This window comes from Planococcus sp. ISL-109 (assembly GCF_018613655.1).
In the GTDB taxonomy this organism is placed as follows: domain Bacteria; phylum Bacillota; class Bacilli; order Bacillales_A; family Planococcaceae; genus Planococcus.
The window spans coordinates 1-20,319 of the sequence record NZ_JAGGPW010000024.1 but is presented as its reverse complement, the minus strand read 5'-3'; the positions used below and the strand labels follow the sequence as shown (position 1 = coordinate 20,319).

General features: G+C 49.6%; 18 protein-coding genes. 14 read left to right on the top strand and 4 right to left on the bottom strand.

All coding sequences use genetic code 11. The features are described from left to right. From J7E21_RS14450 to J7E21_RS14430, 5 genes are all read left to right on the top strand, one after another. Nucleotides 1–212: hypothetical protein (locus J7E21_RS14450; protein WP_215109011.1), on the top strand; the 212-nt coding region annotated here is incomplete at its 5' end. 117 nt (nt 213–329) lie between these two features. Beyond that, on the top strand, nt 330–2,420 hold the full coding sequence (locus J7E21_RS14445; RefSeq protein WP_215109009.1) for a cell wall-binding repeat-containing protein: 2,091 nt from the start codon (nt 330–332) through the stop codon (nt 2,418–2,420). A gap of 13 nt (nt 2,421–2,433) precedes the next feature. Beyond that, on the top strand, nt 2,434–2,895 hold the full coding sequence (locus J7E21_RS14440) for a VanZ family protein (protein ID WP_215109007.1): 462 nt from the start codon (nt 2,434–2,436) through the stop codon (nt 2,893–2,895). Nucleotides 2,896–2,971: 76 nt separating this feature from the next. Further along, complete coding sequence (locus J7E21_RS14435; RefSeq protein ID WP_215109005.1) at nt 2,972–3,202, top strand: hypothetical protein; 231 nt, start codon at nt 2,972–2,974, stop codon at nt 3,200–3,202. 162 nt (nt 3,203–3,364) lie between these two features. Beyond that, complete coding sequence (locus J7E21_RS14430) at nt 3,365–4,498, top strand: GGDEF domain-containing protein (RefSeq protein ID WP_215109003.1); 1,134 nt, start codon at nt 3,365–3,367, stop codon at nt 4,496–4,498. 195 nt (nt 4,499–4,693) lie between these two features. Here the strand turns inward: J7E21_RS14430 and J7E21_RS14425 are convergent, their stop codons facing one another. After that, entirely contained in the window at nt 4,694–5,095 is a 402-nt protein-coding gene (locus J7E21_RS14425) for a DUF2512 family protein (RefSeq protein WP_215109001.1), read from the bottom strand. 191 nt (nt 5,096–5,286) lie between these two features. Here J7E21_RS14425 and J7E21_RS14420 point away from each other — a divergent pair, with 191 nt between their 5' ends. The 4 genes from J7E21_RS14420 (at nt 5,287) to J7E21_RS14405 (ending at nt 9,836) form a co-directional block, all read left to right on the top strand. Then, a complete protein-coding gene (locus tag J7E21_RS14420; RefSeq protein WP_215108999.1) occupies nt 5,287–7,251 on the top strand; it encodes an LTA synthase family protein in 1,965 nt (654 codons plus the stop codon). A gap of 81 nt (nt 7,252–7,332) precedes the next feature. Beyond that, on the top strand, nt 7,333–8,523 hold the full coding sequence (locus tag J7E21_RS14415; protein ID WP_215108997.1) for a MalY/PatB family protein: 1,191 nt from the start codon (nt 7,333–7,335) through the stop codon (nt 8,521–8,523). A 69-nt stretch (nt 8,524–8,592) separates the two neighbouring features. Further along, on the top strand, nt 8,593–9,201 hold the full coding sequence (locus J7E21_RS14410) for a flavodoxin family protein (protein WP_215109028.1): 609 nt from the start codon (nt 8,593–8,595) through the stop codon (nt 9,199–9,201). Between the two features lie 368 nt (nt 9,202–9,569). After that, a complete protein-coding gene (locus tag J7E21_RS14405; RefSeq protein ID WP_215108995.1) occupies nt 9,570–9,836 on the top strand; it encodes a hypothetical protein in 267 nt (88 codons plus the stop codon). A gap of 45 nt (nt 9,837–9,881) precedes the next feature. On the opposite strand, the gene J7E21_RS14400 is transcribed toward J7E21_RS14405, so the two are convergent. Both J7E21_RS14400 and J7E21_RS14395 read right to left on the bottom strand, forming a co-directional pair. Then, entirely contained in the window at nt 9,882–10,643 is a 762-nt protein-coding gene (locus J7E21_RS14400; protein WP_215108993.1) for an MBL fold metallo-hydrolase, read from the bottom strand. A gap of 52 nt (nt 10,644–10,695) precedes the next feature. Further along, nucleotides 10,696–10,935 (bottom strand): hypothetical protein, encoded by a 240-nt coding sequence (locus J7E21_RS14395; protein WP_215108992.1) that lies wholly within the window; start codon nt 10,933–10,935, stop codon nt 10,696–10,698. A 372-nt stretch (nt 10,936–11,307) separates the two neighbouring features. Between J7E21_RS14395 and J7E21_RS14390 the strand changes: the two genes are divergently transcribed. Continuing rightward, complete coding sequence (locus J7E21_RS14390; protein ID WP_215108990.1) at nt 11,308–13,380, top strand: GAF domain-containing sensor histidine kinase; 2,073 nt, start codon at nt 11,308–11,310, stop codon at nt 13,378–13,380. A gap of 489 nt (nt 13,381–13,869) precedes the next feature. Here the strand turns inward: J7E21_RS14390 and J7E21_RS14385 are convergent, their stop codons facing one another. Continuing rightward, complete coding sequence (locus tag J7E21_RS14385; RefSeq protein ID WP_215108988.1) at nt 13,870–15,270, bottom strand: LA2681 family HEPN domain-containing protein; 1,401 nt, start codon at nt 15,268–15,270, stop codon at nt 13,870–13,872. A gap of 132 nt (nt 15,271–15,402) precedes the next feature. Between J7E21_RS14385 and J7E21_RS14380 the strand changes: the two genes are divergently transcribed. The 4 genes from J7E21_RS14380 to J7E21_RS14365 all read left to right on the top strand — a co-directional run. Next, nucleotides 15,403–15,741 carry a hypothetical protein gene (locus J7E21_RS14380; protein WP_215108986.1) on the top strand — a complete coding sequence of 113 codons (339 nt, stop codon included), beginning with the start codon at nt 15,403–15,405 and terminating at the stop codon, nt 15,739–15,741. Between the two features lie 329 nt (nt 15,742–16,070). Further along, complete coding sequence (locus J7E21_RS14375; protein WP_215108984.1) at nt 16,071–18,158, top strand: putative bifunctional diguanylate cyclase/phosphodiesterase; 2,088 nt, start codon at nt 16,071–16,073, stop codon at nt 18,156–18,158. Between the two features lie 492 nt (nt 18,159–18,650). Further along, complete coding sequence (locus J7E21_RS14370; protein WP_215108982.1) at nt 18,651–19,703, top strand: GNAT family N-acetyltransferase; 1,053 nt, start codon at nt 18,651–18,653, stop codon at nt 19,701–19,703. Nucleotides 19,704–19,758: 55 nt separating this feature from the next. Beyond that, nucleotides 19,759–20,319, top strand: a 561-nt coding sequence (locus tag J7E21_RS14365; RefSeq protein ID WP_215106285.1) for a GNAT family N-acetyltransferase, incomplete at its 3' end; no start/stop codon positions are given.

Sequence of the window (20,319 nt, the reverse complement as noted above, 5' to 3'; positions counted from 1 at the left end):
GAAAATTGAACCAAAGCAGATTCATTTCACTCTACCAATCTAAAGAAATCTCCAAGCAGCCGAGCGCACACGGGCTAGCCGAAGCAATGAGACAAGTGGTCTTCTTGGCTCATAGCGAAAGGCATGCTCGCCCAGCTGCGTTTTGTGATGATGAAAAACTCAAACAGCTCTTCATAATACACACCATCACTAAACTTCTAACACCTAAATGAAAAACTTAAGCACACAATTCCACCAACTGAAACAGTGCTTTTTCTTCGTCTCTTAACCTTCCCTTAACCTTTTGAAAGTAGGCTATCCCTATACAGCTAGAAGATAGGGGGAGGCACATGAAACGGATAAAAAACGAGATGGGGCTTGCGTTGCTCATTGCGGCGAGCGGTGCCGGCGTGCTTTCATTTGACGTGGCGGCGGCGAATGCGGAATACCAGGAACTCGTCAAGCTGCCGAACGGACTAGTGGCGAGCAATTTGATGATCCACGAAAAACAAATCGTGGCGGTGCTTGAGAGCCGCTTTGAAGCCGAAGCAGTCATCGGTTACGGCTTGGATGGCGAGGAATTATGGCGCAAACAGCTGAGTGGTGCGCAGTATGCGATTGGTGAGCAGGCCTTTGTGGTCGTTTCCGGAAACAAAGTGGCGGTGCATTCTCTGGAGGACGGAGAAGAGACCGGCACGTTTTCGCTTGCCGATGAATTCCGGATGAGCGGTTCGGGGGCGAGTGTTACCATCGAATCAGGGCATTTGCTCATCACGGGCAATCTAGGCTCACGTTTGTGGGTGCATAAGCTGGATGGCACGCTCGCGGCGGATGTCTCCGGCGGAAATATCCACCAAGCAGCGATTTCAAGCGGGCATTTGGTGTATTTAGACGGCTCGGTGCTCCACGGGCGCTTATTGGCCGGCGGAAAGGAATGGCGGTCGCCAGGGGTGCTGGAGCCTTATGTCCTGGGAGAGGATGGCATCATTTATTATTTGGAAGCGCAGACGGAAGAAGTCGAGTCGCTCGTCTTGGTCGCGCGTTCGCTTGTGCGGGAACAAACGCTTTATGAAAAAGCCTTGCCCGCGGAGGATGAAGTCAAGCTTTCGGGTGTGGATGACAACGGGGTGATCGCGGAAATGGCGGCATCCGCTGAATGGGCGTTTTTCGACGAGCAGGGCGATGAGCGTATGCGCAAACCGCTCCGTTCTGCGGCTTTTCAGGCGATGGAACAGCGCTACCGCCCGGTCATCACGCAATATGAGCTCGGATTTGAGCAGCAGCAGGACCACCAATTATTGATGCTTCGCGAACAAGGGACGAGTGCGCTCGGCAATCCGTATCAGCTCGGTTCGCTGCAGGTGCTAACAGATGAAGGCGGGTTCCAGAAAGTATTGGAGCATTCGGTAGAAGCCGCAACGCTTTATCCGTCAGGCGCAGCGGCAGTGCTCGGCGCTGAACAATTGAAGTTCTATGACTCCGAAGGAAATCAAACAATGGTCGAAACCGTACCGGACGGCAGCGGAGAATTGCTGCAGCAGGACGGGGCAGTATATGTCTTTGGCGGCAGCGGCATCGCGGCATTGACGGAAGAGCCAGAACCGAAATCCGCTGCAGTCGAGAAAATCAGTGGAGCGGACGTGTATGAAACGGCCGCCTTGTTGTCGGCTGCGGTATGGGATTCGGCGGATACGGTTGTCCTCGCAACGGGTGAATCCTTTGCGGACGCGTTGTCCGGAGCACCGCTTGCCTATCAGGAAGGCGGGCCGTTGCTGTTTACGGGACAGGGCGGATTGAACGCTAAGACAAAAGCGGAAATCGAACGGCTCGGGGCGGAAAATGCCATTATTCTCGGCAGCAAATCGGCCATTTCGGATGCGCAGCTGCATGAACTCGAGGCAATCGGAGTGCGGTCTGAGCGAATCGGGGGTGCCAACCGCTATGCGACGGCAGCACTCGTCGCACAGCGCATGGATTCGGACGGGGCGATTGTTGCGGACGGCTTAACGTTTAAAGACGTATCGACAGCATCGGTTTTTGCCGCTCAACAGAACTATCCCATTTTGCTGGCAAAAGGCAGCCGCATGCCGAGTGAGACGCTGCGAGCGATGGCGGGGCGCAGCGATATCGTCTTGGCGGGTGACCGCCTGACCTTGAAGTCACGCTTAGCCGCTGAAGAGCCGCGAAGACTCGCAGTGCTCGCTCCGGCATCGAGCTTCACAGATGCACTGTCAGCGGCGACTGCGGCAGCTAAGCGCAACGGCGCGCTTTATTTAGTCGAAGACGGTGGGGTGACGAAGGATTTGCTGGCGCAACTCGCGGATTACGAATCGTTGATCGTCGTTGATTCCGAAGGGCTGATCGATGCGGCAGCAGTGAAGGCACTCGAGGGCGCTTGTCGATTAAGCCTTTTGCGCTATAATAGAGGAATGACTGTTTAAAAGGATTTTGGAAATGAAAAAACTAGTATTCATTTGGCTGTCGCCGGTGTTATGGATGGCGCTGATCTTTTATTTGTCGCATCAGCCAGCGGGTGTCTCGAGCGGCATCAGCTCGGGCCTTGCGCGGCAATTATTTGAAGTGGTTGAACCGGTCGTCCCTGTGGAATTCGAAACGATTCATACGCTGCTGCGGAAAAATGCGCATTTCTTGGCGTATTTCGTGCTCGCGATTTTGCTCGTCCGTGCGCTGAGAAAAAGCGGTGTTGGAGTCACGCGCGCTTTCGTATGGGCGTTTGTCGGCAGCGCTGTGTATGCGGTGTCTGATGAAGTGCATCAATTGTTCATTCCGGGGCGCAGCGGCGAAATGCGCGATGTGTTGATCGATAGCGCTGGGGCGGCAGCGGGGCTCGTGGTTTACGGAGTCGTGTCTTTCTTCAAGTGGCAACAGCAGAAAAAGGCCGAGTCGCAAATATGACCGGCCTTTTTGCTTGTTGAAATGGTGGTTTTTGTAACACAAGAACGGGAATAGAAAGAGCAGGAGGTGGATCATAATGAAAAACAAACTCAATGACAAAGAAGAAAAGTTCGCCATCAGCAGTGAATACCGCGAAAATCTCAAGCAGACGATCCAAGTATTGCAGGAGCAGGTAGATATCACCGAACAATTCGAAGACGACAAAGACGTCGACGCGTTGAAAGGCAAGCTCGGAGATCTCGTCACGAAACACGACGAACTGGACGAGCAGTCGCACCGCTTGTCGAAGCTATTATTGGATATATAAGCCCGGCACCGCAGCGTTTTCCTGATAGATTCAGGGAACTTGCGGTTTTTTTGTTAAGGAATAAATAGAAATACCTGTTTTTCTATAATTTACTTCCAAAAATTGCGTATCTAAAGTGATTTCCTGCTAAACTTAGGACAATGAGTGGGGTAGGGTGATTATATGGAAGAAATCTTTTTTTATTTTCTGGAGAATATGGCGTTGCTTATAGCGATGATGTACCTCGGCTTGAAAGCCCGGGAGTATATATTGCCGAAGCTTGCGAGCTCGAAAAAAGCGCCGATTTTGAACGGTGTTTTGACCGGGTTTTTAGCGTTCGCAATTATGTACAATCCGCTTCTTTACGAAGGTATGCGCTTGGATTTGCGAGAAGTGCCTTTATATTTCATCGCATTTATCGGCGGTTGGGTGCCAGGAATCATAGCGATGATTATTCCATTAATTTACCGCATCGTGTTGGAAGGGCCGACAGTATGGCTCGGCGTCACTCAAGCGATTGTTCTGCCTGTGGTGATCGGTAGTTTGTTCCATGACAGGAAAAATTACCGTCCACCGTTCAACTTGGTCAAAATTCCGCGGTTGATGATCGGGCTTGCGGTATTTGAAGTGATCAAATCCATCTGGATGGTAATAACAACACCGGCAACTGCCAGTATGGGGATTGTCATGTCTTTGATGGCCGCGATCGGCGTGCTGGCGCTTGGTTGGATCGTCAATGATACGCACCGCAACATCATCCGTTGGAAAACGCTGGAGCATGATTCGACGCATGACGCGTTGACGGGTTTGCCGAATTTGCGCTATTTCCATGAACGGGTGCGCGAGTTGAAATACCGCGGTGTGCCGATGGCGATTGTCATGATGGATGTCGACAATTTTAAAAACTATAATGATACGCACGGGCATCCGGCAGGCGATGGCGTGCTGCGGACGATCGGCCGCCTGATGGAAAAAGCGGCACGCCCGGAAGATATTATCGCCCGTTACGGCGGGGAAGAGTTTATTTTATGCTTTACCGGTGTGCGCGGAGAGCAGCAAGCGTTTGATTTGGCGGATGCGTTAAGACAACGGGTGGAGAGCTATGCGTTTTATGGGGGCGACCAGCAGCCGGGCGGGCGTTTGACCGTTTCGCTAGGTGCCGGCATTTCTGAGCCGGAGCAGCCGCTTGATGAATTGATCGAACGGGCTGACCGCGCGCTTTATCAGTCGAAAAAAGCGGGCCGCAACCAGGTGACGGTGGCGACAACAAGCGAAGTGGAGCTACAATCGGAACGGGAATACCAAGTGAATGCGTGATAGATAAACTGCCGGAGCGATCAGATTGATCGTTTTGGCGTTTTATTGTTTGAATAGGTGTTAGTAAAGTTAGTGAGATTAGCTATGAAGTAATATGCTGGTTAGACGACGCATTTAATGATTGCTCATGCCTAGAACTGAAAACGCAAAAAGCTAGCCTATTTTAAAATGAGCTAGCTTTTTTTGAATTTCTGGTTAGCTCTTCACCGACTTATAGTCGTTATACCAAGGGACGACGCTGTGGTCGACGTATTGATGGAAGAACCATTCGCCGGCGGACAGGACGACTGCGCTGATGAGTGCCGGGACGACCATGGCGGCGCTTTCGCCGGTCAACAGCCAGCCGATGAGCCAGATGGCGGCGAAGGCCATGAAAAAGTCGGTGACAGTGGCGATGGTATTGCGGTTGTATTGGTTTTCGGGTTTGCCAGCGTTCAAGAAGATGAGCATGTCGCCGGTCGCATACGATAGCGCGGTGAGCGCGAGGCTGATGAGCAGCGTATGCGTGAAGCTGACGTCGAAAGCCCAAGTCAAGATGACGACCAGGACGATGGTGACCATGACGAATTTGATGGCGAGCGCGATGAGGTGCTTCACGGAATCCCTCCTAATAAAGAATTAGTGTTAGGGATGTTTACCCCCTTTTTCGGGCATATATGCAAATAGCGTCAGGAAATATGGATAGCAAACTGCCAGCAGAAAAATAATTCCAACTAACTTTTTAGTGAATAAACCATTCTTTTTTGATTATGGTAATATTATGTAAAAACAAAAGAGGGCGTTATATTTTGGATAAGTTGAAGACGGCCGGCAAGTTTGTGCTCGGTCAATGGGATTATGCATTGTTTGTGTTGCTGTTGTTGGGGAAAGTGTATTATTTTTCGAAAGTGAGCGGGAATTTATTTGCGACGCTCGGGCCAGTTGAGTTTGTCAGCGGATTTGCCGCTCGGCTGTTCGGGGCGGGCAACGAGCAGGTTTTTGACGGGGTGCTGATGATCAGTGTCGGAACCTTGTTATTGTGCACGTTTTGGCTGCTATTGCTGAGCGGGCGCAAACGCTTGTTTTGGATGGCAATCACCAATATCGTCCTCAGTTTCGTCATTTTGGCGGATACGGTGTATTTCCGTTATTTCGAGGACATCATCTCGGTGACGGTGCTCATGCAGATGGGGCAAGTGGGTGATGTCGGTGACAGCATTCTCGCCTTGTTCCGTTTGAGCGATGCGCTGCTCGTCGTCGATGTGCTATTGATGGCGGTGCTGCTCGTGGTCATTGCGCGCAAGAAAACGGCTATCCAAAAGCCGTCCCCGTGGGCGAAAGTCGGCACAGCGCTTTTAGTGCTGGTGATCGGTTGGCAAATGACCGCGGTGCCGTTCAATAAATCGATGGAAAACGGCGGCGAGTGGCAGTTCAATAAATTGATTTCCAATATGCGGGTGTATAATTTCACCGGGCTGCTCGGCTTCCACGGCGCGAATATTACGCGCTATGTCGAAGACAATTGGATCAACCGCAAAGTGTATAGTACGGACGAAATTTCAGCGGCGCAAGATTGGTTCGATGAGCGCAATGCACAGCGCATACCGGGGCCTTATAGCGGGGCGGCGTCCGGCCACAATGTCATCGTCCTGCAAGTCGAGGCGCTGCAGCAGTTTGTCATCAACGCGGAAGTGAACGGCCAGGAGATCACGCCGAACTTGAACCGCCTCATCCGGGAAGGCTTGTATTTCCCGAATTTCTACGAACAGACGGCGCTCGGCAGGACGTCGGATGCCGAGTTTCTACTCAATACGTCTTTGTACCCGACAGCGGAAGGTTCTGCTTATATGCTGTATGCGGAAAACACCTTTGATGCGCTGCCGGCCGTATTGCAAGAGCAAGGCTATCAGACGAGCGTGTTCCATCCGTACAAGCCGAGCTTCTGGAACCGCTACCTCATCTATCCGAGGCTTGGCATCGACCGCTTTTATAGTGAATCAGATTTCGACGAAGCCGAAGTGATCGGCTGGGCCATCAACGACGAGGCGCTGCTCGATCAGTCGCTCGCTGAAATGGCGACTTTGCCGGAGCCGTTTTACTCGCATATCGTGACGTTGACGAGCCATCATCCGTTCGAAATGCCGGAACGTCTGCAGGTGCTCGACACGGAAGGCTACGGCGGCTATCATGACCGCCATTTCCGCAATTATCTGCATTCGATCCATTATGTCGACCAGGCGATCGGCAAGTTTGTCGATGGCCTCGACCAAAAAGGCATGCTCGATCATACGATGCTGGCGATTTTCGGCGACCACAGCACGGGCATGACGCCCGATACCGAAGCGTTCAACAAATTCACGGGCGTGGAAGATCCATTCGAGTATTTTGAAGCGAATAAAAACGTGCCACTTATCCTGAACATTCCAGGAGTCGAGCCGAATACCTTCAGCCAAGTGGCGAGCCAGCTGGATTTGGCACCGACCTTACTGGACATTCTTGGGGGCGATCCGTCGGCGCATCATTTCATCGGCCGCGACATGTGGAACACCGATGACGCTCAGGCGACGTTCCGCGACGGTTCGTTCATCACCAATGAATTGTCATTTATCGCATCATCCGACGGCTTGTACGAAAACGGCAGCTGCTTCTGGCGCATGACCGGTGAAGCGGTGGGCGTCGAGGCTTGCGAAGAGCCGTTCTTGGAAGGGACAAAAGAGCTCGAGATGTCCGATGATATGCTGCGCGGCAATCTGCTCGACAAGTTCGAGCGCTGACGCCAAGCAAAATTCACCAACTCACCAGGCAGGAGCGTTACACTAGGGGTGTTGAATCCACTTGAGAAAGGAAGTTTTTGCATGCATTATAATTTTGACGAAGCGGTCGAACGCCGCGGTACATATTCACTGAAATGGGACGGAGCGGAATTGATCAAGCAGTTCGGCATCACCGACCGCTTTGACGAGGACACGATTCCGCTGTTTACCGCGGATATGGATTTGCCGGTCGCGCAGCCGATTGTCGATGCACTCCATAAAACGGTCGACCACCGGATTTACGGCTATACGATCTTGCCGGACAGTTATTTTGAGGCGATCCAGCATTACTTCAAAAAGCGCTATGATTGGGGCATTTTGAAAGAACAGATCGTCTTCAGCCCGGGCACGGTGCATGCCTTGAACATTGCGGTGAAAGCTTTCACCGAACAGGGGGACGGCGTCATCATCCAGCGTCCTGTGTATCCGCCGTTCACATCCGCCGTTGAAGGCAACGCGCGTGTCGTGAAAAACAATGCACTCGTTTTAGGCGAAGACGGCCGCTATTCCATTAATTTCGACGAGTTTGAGGAACTGGCAAAAGACGAAGACACGAAACTGTTTATCCATTGCCATCCGCACAATCCGACGGGACGCGTGTTCACGCCGGAAGAGTCGAAAAGGTTAGCTGACATCTGCAAGCGCCACAATGTGACGATCATCGCCGATGAGATCCACGGCGATCTTGTGCGCAGCGGCGAAACGTTTACGCCGATGGTGCTCGCGGCAGACGCGACCGACCACATCATTACGTGCACCGCAATCAATAAAACCTTCAACGTCGCGGGGCTTCATTGCACGAACGTCATCATTGAAGATGAAAAATTGCGCGAGAAGTTCACGTTAGAACTCGGCATGCAATTGCCGACGCCGTTTACGGTCGCTGCTCTCATTGCCGCCTATACACAAGGCGACGACTGGCTTGAGCAAGTGAATACTTACCTCGACGGCACACTCGAATGGGTTCAGCAATTCTTAGCTGAGCGCATGCCGAAAGTGAAAGTGCGCATTCCAGAAGGCACCTATGTCATGTGGCTCGATTTCCGCGAATACGGAATCGACGACAAGGAAGTTCATGACCGTATCTATAACAAAGCGAACGTCGTGCTAGAAGACGGCACGATGTTCGGCGAAGAAGGCGCCGGATTCCAGCGCATGTGCATCCCGTCGCCGCGCCCGCTCATCCAACAGGCGATGGAGCGCATCGCGCGTGAATTCGACGATTTAAAGTGATGTTTTTCGAGCGCTTTTTCAGGGAAAGCTAGAGGGAGACGAAAAGCGAAAGGACGTGTTCACGTGGCATTGAAAGCAATATTTCTCAATTGTTCATTGAAGAGTTCTGAAGACGAATCCAATACCGAAGGCTTCATGAAAGATGTGCAAGTGCATTACAATCAACTCGGCGTCGAGTCGGAGATCATCCGGCTGGCGGATTATTACATCGCGTTGGGCGTGGAAGAAGATATGGAAGACGGCGATGAGTGGCCGGAAATTCTGGAGCTCGTGAAAGATGCAGATATCCTCATCGTCGGAACGCCGCTATGGCTCGGCGAGAAAAGTTCGATTGCGACGCAGACGATCGAGCGGCTGTACGGTTCGAGCAGCGTGACGAATGATAAAGGCCAGGCGATGTTCTATAATAAGGTCGGCGCAGCGGTCATCACCGGCAATGAAGACGGCGCGAAGCATGCGGCGGCGTCGTTGTTGTACGGCTTGTCGCATATCGGCTTTGTCATTCCGCCGAATGTGGATGCGTATTGGGTCGGGGAAGCGGGCCCTGGGCCGTCGTATTTGGAAACAGGAGGCAACGACTTCTCAAAAGCGGCGATCGAGCGCCTTGCCTATAATACGTTCCATTTGGCGAGCATGTTGAAGAACACGCCGATTCCGGCAGAAGGCAATACTTTGTAGAATGTGCCCTTTCTCTGAATGGAGAGAGGGCTTTTTGTGTAATTATATAGTTGTTATGAGACTTCGTTTCAGGGCACGCTTTCCGAGGGGCGGGAATCGAGCCTCCTCGCTCGCTACGCTCACTGCGGGGTCTCTCAAACCCGCTTGCTCCCTCCGGAGTCGGCCCTTTCACTGCGTCTCTAGGTTTAGATTTTGGCAAAGTTATTATCACTCTCTGTATTTAGTTCGAAAAATAGTGTTTGTGTTTTCGAATGTCCGTATAGGAATGAGAGGCTTATAAGTGATACATATTGGAAAGTATGGAAGATGTCGAAACACTGTCGCGTAGTTAGGGTTGGAGGGTACTTAGACTTGAAAGGTGTGTTGGAATGAAGACTGTGGCAGCTTTTGTTATTTTGGCGGGGGTTGTTCTGCTTTTTTCAACGGCTGAGGTGTTGGTGGCGTTTAGTGGGTTTGCTTATTATGTCATTGGTGCTGGAGTGGTTTTGTTGATCATTTCGCAGCTGATCGGGAATAAGGACAGGATCGGGCTTCACCGTTATGTGCGGCTGGAGCGCGACGCGGAGATACCGGCGATGTACTGGTATCGGTGCCAGCGTTGCAACAAGAAGAAGAAAGCGGCTTCTATTGCGTAGAGATAAAGAAAAAACCAGGAATCCCGGTTCCTGGTTTTTTGCTGTTTAAAATTCGAGTGTTTCGCCGTCTTGCGGGACCCGAAGTTGGTCGGCAAATCCTTGTTCCGTGGCGAAGTTTTTCAGTTGTTCACGGGACAAGCCCCAGTGGTTGACGGCTTCCATATGGCTCGCGATTAGTAACGCGTTGGGTGCTGCCTGGTGCGTGTGGTGTACGTCTTGTGTGCCCATGATGAGCGAGCCACCTTTGGTGAATTGGTTATCGCCTGCATTCAAGACGATGATCTCCGGCTGGTAGCGGTCGATGGCTTCCTGGACTCCTTCATACCAGACTGTGTCGCCCGCTATGTATAGTGTTTTTTCTTCCTTGTGCTGGAACACAACGCCGCATACGAGGCCGATGCGTTTCAAAACCTCACCGCGCCCGTGCTGGCCGGTCGTTTTGGAGAGGCGGATATCGCCAAACGCTGCATCCTCAGTTAACACTATGACATTCGTGAAGCCGTCATTTTTGAGTGCGGCCGCATCAGCTTCGTTCTGGCTGAAGACCGGCAAATCTTCCGGCAATGCATGCTTCGCCGCTGCATCGTAATGATCCAAATGCAAATGGGTGATAATGACCGCATCCAACCCATCAGTAAGCTGCTCGACCGGAATAGGTAAGTCGACCAGCGGATTGTTCTGGTCCTGCCGCGCCGAATTGCCAAACGGCGGATAACTGTCTTTATGCCCAAGAAACGGATCCACCAGAAAGCGTTTGCCGCCATAAGTAAGCAATAAAGTCGCATTGCGGATTTGCTGGATTTTCATTACACCACTCCTATCATCTTCTGTCATATATCTTCCCGAAAGACGAGCTATCTTAACGTCTTTTATTATATTCCTTGCTGCTGGTGATGGGCAAGAGAATGTCTGATTTCAAAGAAGCGTAGGCTTTCAAAAGCTGGATATCAATGAAATTATTAGCTATCGTTAGTAAAATCGAATGCTCGAAATTTATCCCTTTATAATTTGAGATGAAGCGGAAGGAGGCGACTCCTGCGGAATAAGTGGGTTTGAGAGACCCCGCAGGAACGTAGTGACGAGGAGGCTCGATGCCCACTCCGCGGAAAGCGTCCTCCTGGAGCGTAATCTCCACTACTAGCCTATTAACTATTCCTCGTACACAGAAAAAAGCCGTGCAGCTGCACGGCTTTTTTCGGACTGCCTGGAAACCTTTCACCTTCTACTAGCATTCCGTTCAAGCCGGACGATTTCCGCTGGAATTGGACCTGAGCCTCTAAGATATGGGAATCCATTCAATATTCAAAAGAAAAGTGTTTTATATAAATATTGTTTAACAAATAAAGGGATTATAACTAAACATATATAGTAATATTGTAGACAGAAGAACGAAGTGATTTGGAAAGAATTTTCTTGAAGGTACTTGCAGATGGATAACAACTATCAGTTGGCGAGAATGGAGAGTTATTGTATGGTTAATGATCAATCGAGGTATTCGAGGCTTGCGAACATAACACGCATTGTAAATACGAAACTGGATTTGCATGAAGTTCTGCAGCAGGTCACGATGGCAATTTCCGAGGAAATTGTCCGATGCGATTCTGTCGGAATCTTTTTGCCAGAAGGCGATGGCACTTACCGCGGTTTTGCGGGAAAGCCGGAGATGATGAGCGGAGTAACGCTGCAATCGCAAATTATCGATCCGGAAACAGACCCTCTGGCAGCGGAATTGATAGAGACAAGGAAAACCATTTATATAGCGGATACTTCAAAAGATAACCGGCCGGACTTGAAGGCGGTGGGAGCCTTCCAAATCCATTCCTTATTGGCGCTGCCGATCTCCTATGAAAAGGAATTTATCGGTATGGTGTTCCTGTTCGATTACGGCACACCGATGAATTTGATGCAATCAGAGATTGAAAGCGTTGAAGCTTACGTAAACATGGCAGCGGTCGCGATTCAAAACGCGAAAACCCTCAATCAAAAGGAGAAGTTGTTGATGGAAAAGCAATTACTGCTCAACCTTACCCGTGAACTGTCTTTCTGTTCGACTATCCGAGAAAGCCTGAAAGTTTGCTTCGCCTATTTGAAACTGGCGTTTGACGACGCGGATTTTGCCGCACACATCATAAAACCATCGAGCGCTAAAGGCGGCACGCCGATAAAGTTTCACGCAGCCGATGGAATGGCCGAACAGAAATGGAATGAGCATCTCGCCAGAATGGGTTTAACAAAAAGTTATGCGGAACTGGTCAGACATGCCGTATCACAGAAAGAGCCAATCCGTACTGACATGGGTGCTCACCAAGAGTTGTGGCTTCTTCCAATGATTTCTATGGGGAAAGTGCATGGCGTTGTTGCTGCGGTATGCAGCAGTGAAGCAGCACAAAATGCCATTGATTTGCAGATTCCTTTCGCACAATCAATTATCGATGCCACCGCTCCGGTTTTTTCGAATTTATTGTACATGGATCAATTGGAAGGAATGGTCGAAGAGCGGACGAGTGCACTGTATGCCGCAAACAAACGGGTCAACAGTGTGATTGAAAGTATCACGGACGGCTTTTTCGCGCTCAATCAAGATTGGGAATATGTCTATCTTAACAAACATCAGTTTTTGCCGAGAGGGAAAAAACCGGAAGAGGTGCTCGGCAATAAGATTTGGGATGAATTTCCGGAAACCGTCGACACGATCATCTATACCGAGTTCCATCGCGCCATGAACGACCGGGTGACGGTGCGCTTTGAGGCACAATCCGAAGCGGATGATTATTGGTATGAAATTACCGCCTATCCGTTTGATGACGGCATATGCTGTATGTTGAAAAATATCAAGGAAAAGAAGAAATACGAGAAAGAACTGAAAAGGCTGGCCAATTTGGATCTGATCGGCCAGATGGCGGCGGGGATCAGCCACGAGATCCGCAATCCGATGACGACGGTGCGCGGTTTTCTGCAGCTAATGATGACCGATGAGCAATTGGAGCCGCATGCTGCGCATTTCAATTTGATGATCGATGAATTGGACCGGGCGAATGCCATCATCACTGAATTTCTGTCGGTCGGCAATACGCGGACTTCCGACATGAAAATGATGAGCCTAAACACTATTCTCCAGGATATTTCACCATTGATAAAAGTCGATACATCCAATCAGAACAAACAAATCTGCATTTACACGCAGGAAGTGCCGGAACTGTTGTTGAATCATAATGAAATCCGGCAATTGATCATCAATTTATACCGTAATGCACTTGAAGCGATCGATGAGGGGCAGACACTGACAATCGGCACCTATCTGGAAAACGAAAATTGCGTGGTGCTGGCAGTGCAGGATCAGGGCAGCGGCATTGATCCCGCAATCATCGAGAAAATCGGCACGCCTTTCTATACGACAAAAGAAGAAGGCACAGGACTCGGTCTGGGCATCTGTTACGCAGTGGCGGCACGCCATAATGCGACGATCAACATCGAAACAGGACCCGAAGGCACCATCTTTTTCACGAAGTTTCCGGTCGAATCGGAGCCAGACGGAGAGCATTAATCTCTTCATGAATGAATTAAACCTTTCCATAAAGAAAACTCCTCTCACAAAGTAAGAGGAGTTCTCACAGGCTGTCGAGAAACCTCGGCAGCTTTTTTTGCGTTCCAGCCGGACGCTTTCCGCGGGCACGGCCTCAGCCGCTTCGTCGCTGGCGCGTGTCAGTAAAACGGATCCCGACAGTGGCTTCTTGATGCACGACCACAAGCCACGTGTTTTTTTATCTTGACCACCGAACGGAGTTACGCTGATGTGAAAGAACTCCATGGTCTCCGCTAAGCAAGGCGTCGAGGGCGCAAGTATTTCTAGGAGCAGGCCCATATGACAGCTGCCGCACAGAATATCAAAAAAATAGCCCTTCTGCTTAGCAGAAGGGCCTAAAACTACTGGCTTCCTTTTTTACTTCGCCACCAAACAGAGAGCATGACAAATAAAAATTTAGTTTCTCAAAAAGCTGAAAAAGCCGTGTAGCTGCACGGCTTTTTCAAGTATTTATTTTTTGCCGATCGCCAAGGCGAACTGCAAATACATCAAGCCGTTGCGCGCTTTTTGCGTCATCGCCAATGTCAGGCGCTCAAGCTCAGCTTCTGTAATATGATGGCTTTGCGCACGCGCGCTCTCTTTGTCAAACGGCTCGGCCTGTTTGACCACCTGCAAATAGCTATTGTCGATGCGGTTGCGGATATGCAAGGCTTTTTTCACTAATATGCTTTGCTCCTCGGACTTCTCGTAGCCGTACACTTCTTTCGACAGCCAGTACAAAGCTTTCAATGCATCGTTCTTTGTCGTCTGGATAAACGGCTTGAGCGGCTTTTTCAAGCTCTCTTCCTCAAACCAGATGCGCTGGAAATTCGCGCGCGGCTCTTCGACGCCGATCTGCAGCGCATGGTTCATCAACAGTGCCATCTTGTCGAACAAGGAATATGCTTGGCGATACACTTGCTTTAAGTTCTCGTGGCGCTGCGTATAAACTGTATTGTCGCCGTCCATCTTATGGTCATCTGCCACTTCCTCAGCAGACAAAGCTGTGTGCAGCGAGCGGCGCATCGACGTGAATTCATGCGTCAACGAATCCAAGTAATTGCCGAGGAATGCATTGTTTTGGATACGCAGCGGCAAATCGCGCTTCGCCATCGTATCCGGCTCGATGTCGTTGCCGCTGTTCAAGAACAATTGCTGTTGGGCACACCAGTCCAAGTAGCGCTGTTCGGTTTCACTCGGTTCGGGCTGGTCGGCCAGTTTCACCGGTTCCACTTCACCGAGCTGGGTGACCATGTTCTCGGCTAGTTTGATGCGCTCGTCGTAGAGCTTTTTGCCTTTGTCGTCTTGGATGTCGGTTTGCGCGACATGGAACAATTCGAGTGCTTTTTCCAAAGCACGCAGGCGTTCCGCTTTGACCGGCAAGAACGTCGAGTAGAAGATCAAGGTCCAGCCGTACTCGCCGTTCAAACGTTGGAATGACGGGTCTTTGTCGTCTTTGACCATTTGTTTCAACACCGCTTGGGCGTCGATTGAACGGCCGGTATGGACGAGCGTTTCGGCATAGTTCAAGCACACTTGGTTCCAGACGCTGGGCGGGATGCGGCCGCGGTAGGTTTCGAGTGTATTGTCGTACAAATACAATTGGCGCTGCTTGAGTTCCGAGTTCCATTCTTTTTGCTGCTGGTGGCGAATCGACAGGTGGCTCGTCTCGAGTAGGACGACGAGCGGGTATGCCGCTTTTCCTTTGAGGCGTTCTTTCAAATGATTGATCATCGAATCGATGCGCCCCGGGTAGGCTTCCGCTTTTGCTTGCTGCAATTCCTGCAGAAGCTGGTGGGTCGCACTGTAAATTTCTTTTATTTCAAATTGCCCTAAATCATCCGATAGCGCGATATCGCTTAAAGTTGGCATGCCATTTCCTCCTTGATGCGTTTTGATGTGTCTCTTTCCATTCTAAGGGAAAAAAGCGCATTGGTCACCCCACGGCAGGAAATTGGCAGAAAATATGGAATATAAGGGGGGAGTGCGAGAGGAGGAATGACTGTGGGCAGTTCTCGAGATCCGTTTATCTGGATTCCAGTCGTGACGCAACAACAAGAGGAAGACGTTCAATTTAAGGACAAGCGCATCACCGGCAAAGAGTTCCGGGCAGCGGGGCAAGGCGAATTTCGCAAACACGCTCCGATTTCGCGGGACAATTTGGAGGAGATGGTGCGCGGCTTTGAAGGCTATGAAGTGGAGACAATCGAATTGAACGTCGTTGGCGGCATCGAAACCGGCGGCGCTTTGCAGTTTATCATCGCGGGAAAAGCAGAAGCCGGCATGACCGTGACTTTGAAAAAGAAAGGCCGCATGAAAGAAACTGAGAAAGAAATAAAATAGCTGGAAACGCTGCCGGTGCAGCGTTTTTTTTGTTCCCAAAAATGTGGGGTAAAGGCAAAGCTTGGTATGACTTGTAGGTAAATCAGCATCTTTTTTTAAGATTTTTAGCAGAATTAATATTTTGTGCAGGTGTAAAGGTCTATGTGAAGATAAGGGAATTACAGGTATAATCTTTACTATATTCCATTAAAAAGAGTTATATGAATCATTATTTATTATAAATGCTGGTTAAAAAGTCCTTATTTAGAGGGATTTCCTTCTGCAAAATCACAATAGTTATTCATTAACCGGTAGTATTTTCCGGTTCGCTAGGTCAGGGGGGTTACGCCATGTCTATGCTTCCACATATGAGCTTGGTTTTTTTATCCATTATCGTGTCAGTTGCCATAAGCTATACGGTTTTGATTTTGATGGAATACGTCAAAAAGCGCAAAGCTGCAGTTAATCAGCGTTCTCGGCTGATCGGTGTGGTAGCGCTTGGCAGCGGGTTTTTCGGGATGCATTTAATCGGAATCTTGACGTTTATGGCCGAATACCGCTTTGCACCCAGGTTTTGGCTGCTCGGTTTGTCGCTCATCTCGGCTTGTTTGACGGCTGCCTATGTGCTGCGGATTCTAACGAGAGGCATCCATAGCCGGCGTGAAATGCTGCAAAGTCTTCTTATTACGACTTTCTTCGCAAAGGCTGCCCATTTTCTCAGCCTATCAGGGATGTTGAACGTGCGCTTCGGGTCGATTTCTCCAGGCTACTATTTATTGTCTGCGGTTATGGTGCTCGCCATTTGTTATTTCGGCTTCCGCTTTATCCTGCAAACAACTACTCAAAACGCGACGGAAGGAAAGCGCATCCGCAATGCAGTCATTATGGGCGTCGTGCTGTCGCTACTTCATTACACATCGATGAAAACCTTTTATGCGAATACGCCGCTTCCGCCGCCCGCGACAGAAGGCATGTGGGCGATCAACACGGCAATTGTCGTCGCATCGATCGTCACTTTGCTGCTCTTGTCATCGGCGAATCTGGCTTTGGTCGATTTGCGTGCTCTGCGCACAGAGACAGGGCTTTTGCAGCAAGTGAAAGAAAGCGAAAGCCGTTTCCGTACGCTCGCCTATACCGATCAATTGACGGGGATGCCAAACCGCCATTGGTTTTTCGCGCATTTCCGCGAGCTTCTGGATTCAGCGGATGGAAAAATCGAATCGATCGGTGTCGTGCTGCTCGATTTCGATGATTTTAAATCGATCAATGAACTGCTCGGCCACGACGGCGGCGATCAATTTCTGAAAAAAGTTGTCAGCCGCTTGAAGGCGGTGCTGCCGGAAACGGTCCAGCTCGCCAGACTCGGGGGCGATGAATTCGTCTTTGCGGTGACGAATGCGAAAAAATCTTATCTGGAGCAGTTGTGCCGGGACATTCTGTCAGTTATGCATGAGCCTATTCAAATCGGTGAGCGGCGCGTGGCATCAGGAATCAGCATCGGCATCAGCTGCCAGAAAGTCGCCGAGCTCAATGAAGAAAGCTTGATTAAGCAAGCGGATTTGGCGCTGTTTATGGCGAAAAGCTCCGGCAAGGAAAGCTATGAATTTTTCTCGCCGGAACTTTTGGACAGCTCGATCCGCAAACAGGAAATCACCGCCGCTTTGCAACAGGCGCTGTTAAACGGGGAATTCATGGTTTATTACCAGCCGCAAGTGGAGTTATTGAATGGCCGGATCATCGGGTTCGAGGCACTGCTCCGCTGGAATTCGGTGCTTGGCGTCGTCTCGCCGTCAGAATTCATTCCCGTCGCAGAAGAATGCGGCGCCATCCATTCGATCGGTGAATGGGTGTTGCGCGAAGCTTGCCTGCAGCTGAATGCATGGCGCCGTGAGGGACGGCCTGACATCCACGTATCGGTCAACGTTTCCGCGAAGCAGTTCGGGGATCCGGAGTTTGCCGAGAAAGTTGCGCGCATTTTGATTGAAACGAATGTGCCGGCTGAGTATGTCGAAATCGAAATCACCGAAAGCGTCATGCTCGACCTCGATACTGCAGCAGGATTAGTGGAGGAGCTGCAAGAAATCGGCGTCAAGCTGGCGATCGATGATTTCGGAACCGGCTATTCGTCGCTCAATGCGGTTAAAAAAATCCAAATCGATACGCTGAAAATCGATAAATCCCTAGTCGATGAAGTGCTCGGCAGCGACCGCAGCATGGCGATACTCGCGACCATCATCGAGCTCGGCAAGAATTTAGGCGCGGAAGTCGTCGTCGAAGGCTTGGAGACGATCGAACAAGTGACCTTGATGCGGCAATACGAAATCATCGGGCAAGGCTATTATTTCAGCCGCCCGCTGCCCGCCGACAAGGCAACAAAAGTGTGGGACAAATACTTGGAACAGCCAAATGGCCTGTACCGTGCACCGATTTTATATTGAACGAGAAAAGGACGCAGCATTGTGCTGAGTCCTTTTTTTTTTTGGTTCAGAAATCTAAATCAGTTTGAAAAAAATATCAGATAATTCGATTCTCTTGGTAACTTCAGTTCCTTTAGGTTTTTTGTAAACAAGAAAGCGGTTTTTAAGATTTCACTTGGCCGTGCTCAGACATGCCTGTTTAAGTACCGACGGATGCTCTCCACGTTGCGGATACCGAAAACGCAAGAGTTCTTTGATATCTGTGGAGCTCCGCCCGATGGTCTGTTTTTACAGACGATATAGCTGCTTATAAAGCATTTGCGTAGCATGCTTTGTTTCTTTCAGCGGTGATAACGGTCCCTACTTTGCAGAAATTTTAAAAATGAAAAATGTCACTCTGCTTCTAGGGGAAATTAAAAAGTTTAACGTGCTTTTAACTTTGAGTAGTAATAATCAAATTATAAACAGCGGGTGTTTAACATAAATTTGAGTCTAGAGAAGGGGGCATTTATCATGATGATCGATACCCAAATTCCAAACATCACGATCATTGAAACAAAGGAATATTGGGATAAGGTAGTTAATGAATTTCCTGTGAATGATGTTTACTACACATACGAGTATTGTCAGTGGAATGCGGAAAAAGAGAAGGGACAGGCAAAGCTCGTGTTTTTTGAAAACAGCTTGGGAAGCGTCATTTATCCTTTTATCCTGCGAAGAATAGACCACTATACAGAACAGCCGATCTACGACATCACCACGCCTTATGGTTATGGGGGGCCGCTCGTTTCCGGAGATGAGAAAGTTCTCGAGGAATTCACTAGGCTGTTTCGTGGTTATTGTTTGGAAACGAACATTGTTTCAGAAGTCGTCCGGCTGCACCCTCTCCTGAATAACGCCCGTTACCTTAACGGCTATTGCGATTTAACTTACATCCGAAAGAGCACTGCGGTGGAGTTGTCAGAAAGCTTGCCGCAGATCCAGCACCAGTACAGCAAGATGACCAAGCGGAATATTAAGAAGGCTATATCCAATAACCTCTATTGCAAAGAAGTCAGTAAGAGCGACGACAATATTGAAACTTTCTTGGCTTTGTACAAGGCAACGATGAACCGCAAATCAGCTGCCGATAGTTATTACTTCTGCTTTTCATCCATCCAACAACAGCTGATGGATACAGCCGTCTCGAAATCCCATCTGTTATTTGTCTACTTGGGCGAAAAAGTCATAGCTGCAGCCATTCTCTATACGACAAAACATCTTGCCCATTACCATTTGGGTGCCTCGGATAAAGACCATCTGGACTTGCGGCCGAATAATTTGCTCTTCGACTTCATGGTAATCATATCCAAAGAATTGAACTGTAACTTATTGCACTTAGGCGGCGGTTACGGGGAAAATGACAGTTTGTTCAAATACAAAGCATCTTTCACCAATAATAATAATTACGATTATTATTTGGGCACCCGTATTTATAACCCGCAGATTTACGCGGAGTTAACCGAAATGGCCGCAAGCCGTTCCCGCTTAGCGGAAGGCTATTTCCCGTCATACCGAAGCGTTTGAGAATGGATGAAATGATTGAGCAACGCTCCATAATAATTGGGAAGAGGTGGTAAAGATGAATATTCAGGGAAAAAAAGTGACGCTGCGTGCTTTGGAAAGATCCGATATGGAAAGCTTGAGAAGTTTTCATAACGATCCGGAAATCGGCCACTTGCTCGGAGGCTGGTCCCACCCCATTTCGGCGGATCAGCAGAATAAATGGTTTGACGGCTTAGCATTTGACGGCCAGCACCTGCGTTTTGCAATCGAGACCCCGCTCGATGGGTTCATCGGCATTTCAACGATAACGAATATCGATTTTAAAAACCGCTCAGCGTATCATGGCATCATCATCGGAAAAAAGAATATGCAAGGCCATGGGTATGGCCGGGACACGGTGATGACGACCATGAAATATGCATTCGAAGAACTGCAGCTGCACCGGTTGGATGGCGATATCGTCGAACATAATGTGCCTTCTTATAATCTCTACGTCCAAAAATGCGGATGGCAAGAAGAAGGCAGAGTACGCGAGCATGCCTTCAGGAAGAACCGGTACTATGACCGGATTATCGTCGGCATCCTCAAGCGCGAATATGAGGAACTGTGCGAGCAGAGCAATTATTGGCAGGAAGAA

What these genes read in the sequence shown, in the direction of transcription:
- J7E21_RS14435 (WP_215109005.1), top strand. Translation starts at nt 2,972, where the DNA reads ATGAAAAACAAACTCAATGACAAAGAAGAAAAGTTCGCCATCAGCAGT.
- J7E21_RS14415 (WP_215108997.1), top strand. Translation starts at nt 7,333, where the DNA reads ATGCATTATAATTTTGACGAAGCGGTCGAACGCCGCGGTACATATTCA.
- J7E21_RS14440 (WP_215109007.1), top strand. Translation starts at nt 2,434, where the DNA reads ATGAAAAAACTAGTATTCATTTGGCTGTCGCCGGTGTTATGGATGGCG.
- J7E21_RS14370 (WP_215108982.1), top strand. Translation starts at nt 18,651, where the DNA reads ATGATGATCGATACCCAAATTCCAAACATCACGATCATTGAAACAAAG.
- J7E21_RS14390 (WP_215108990.1), top strand. Translation starts at nt 11,308, where the DNA reads ATGGTTAATGATCAATCGAGGTATTCGAGGCTTGCGAACATAACACGC.
- J7E21_RS14405 (WP_215108995.1), top strand. Translation starts at nt 9,570, where the DNA reads ATGAAGACTGTGGCAGCTTTTGTTATTTTGGCGGGGGTTGTTCTGCTT.
- J7E21_RS14375 (WP_215108984.1), top strand. Translation starts at nt 16,071, where the DNA reads ATGTCTATGCTTCCACATATGAGCTTGGTTTTTTTATCCATTATCGTG.
- J7E21_RS14445 (WP_215109009.1), top strand. Translation starts at nt 330, where the DNA reads ATGAAACGGATAAAAAACGAGATGGGGCTTGCGTTGCTCATTGCGGCG.
- J7E21_RS14400 (WP_215108993.1), bottom strand. Translation starts at nt 10,643, where the DNA reads ATGAAAATCCAGCAAATCCGCAATGCGACTTTATTGCTTACTTATGGC.
- J7E21_RS14430 (WP_215109003.1), top strand. Translation starts at nt 3,365, where the DNA reads ATGGAAGAAATCTTTTTTTATTTTCTGGAGAATATGGCGTTGCTTATA.
- J7E21_RS14385 (WP_215108988.1), bottom strand. Translation starts at nt 15,270, where the DNA reads ATGCCAACTTTAAGCGATATCGCGCTATCGGATGATTTAGGGCAATTT.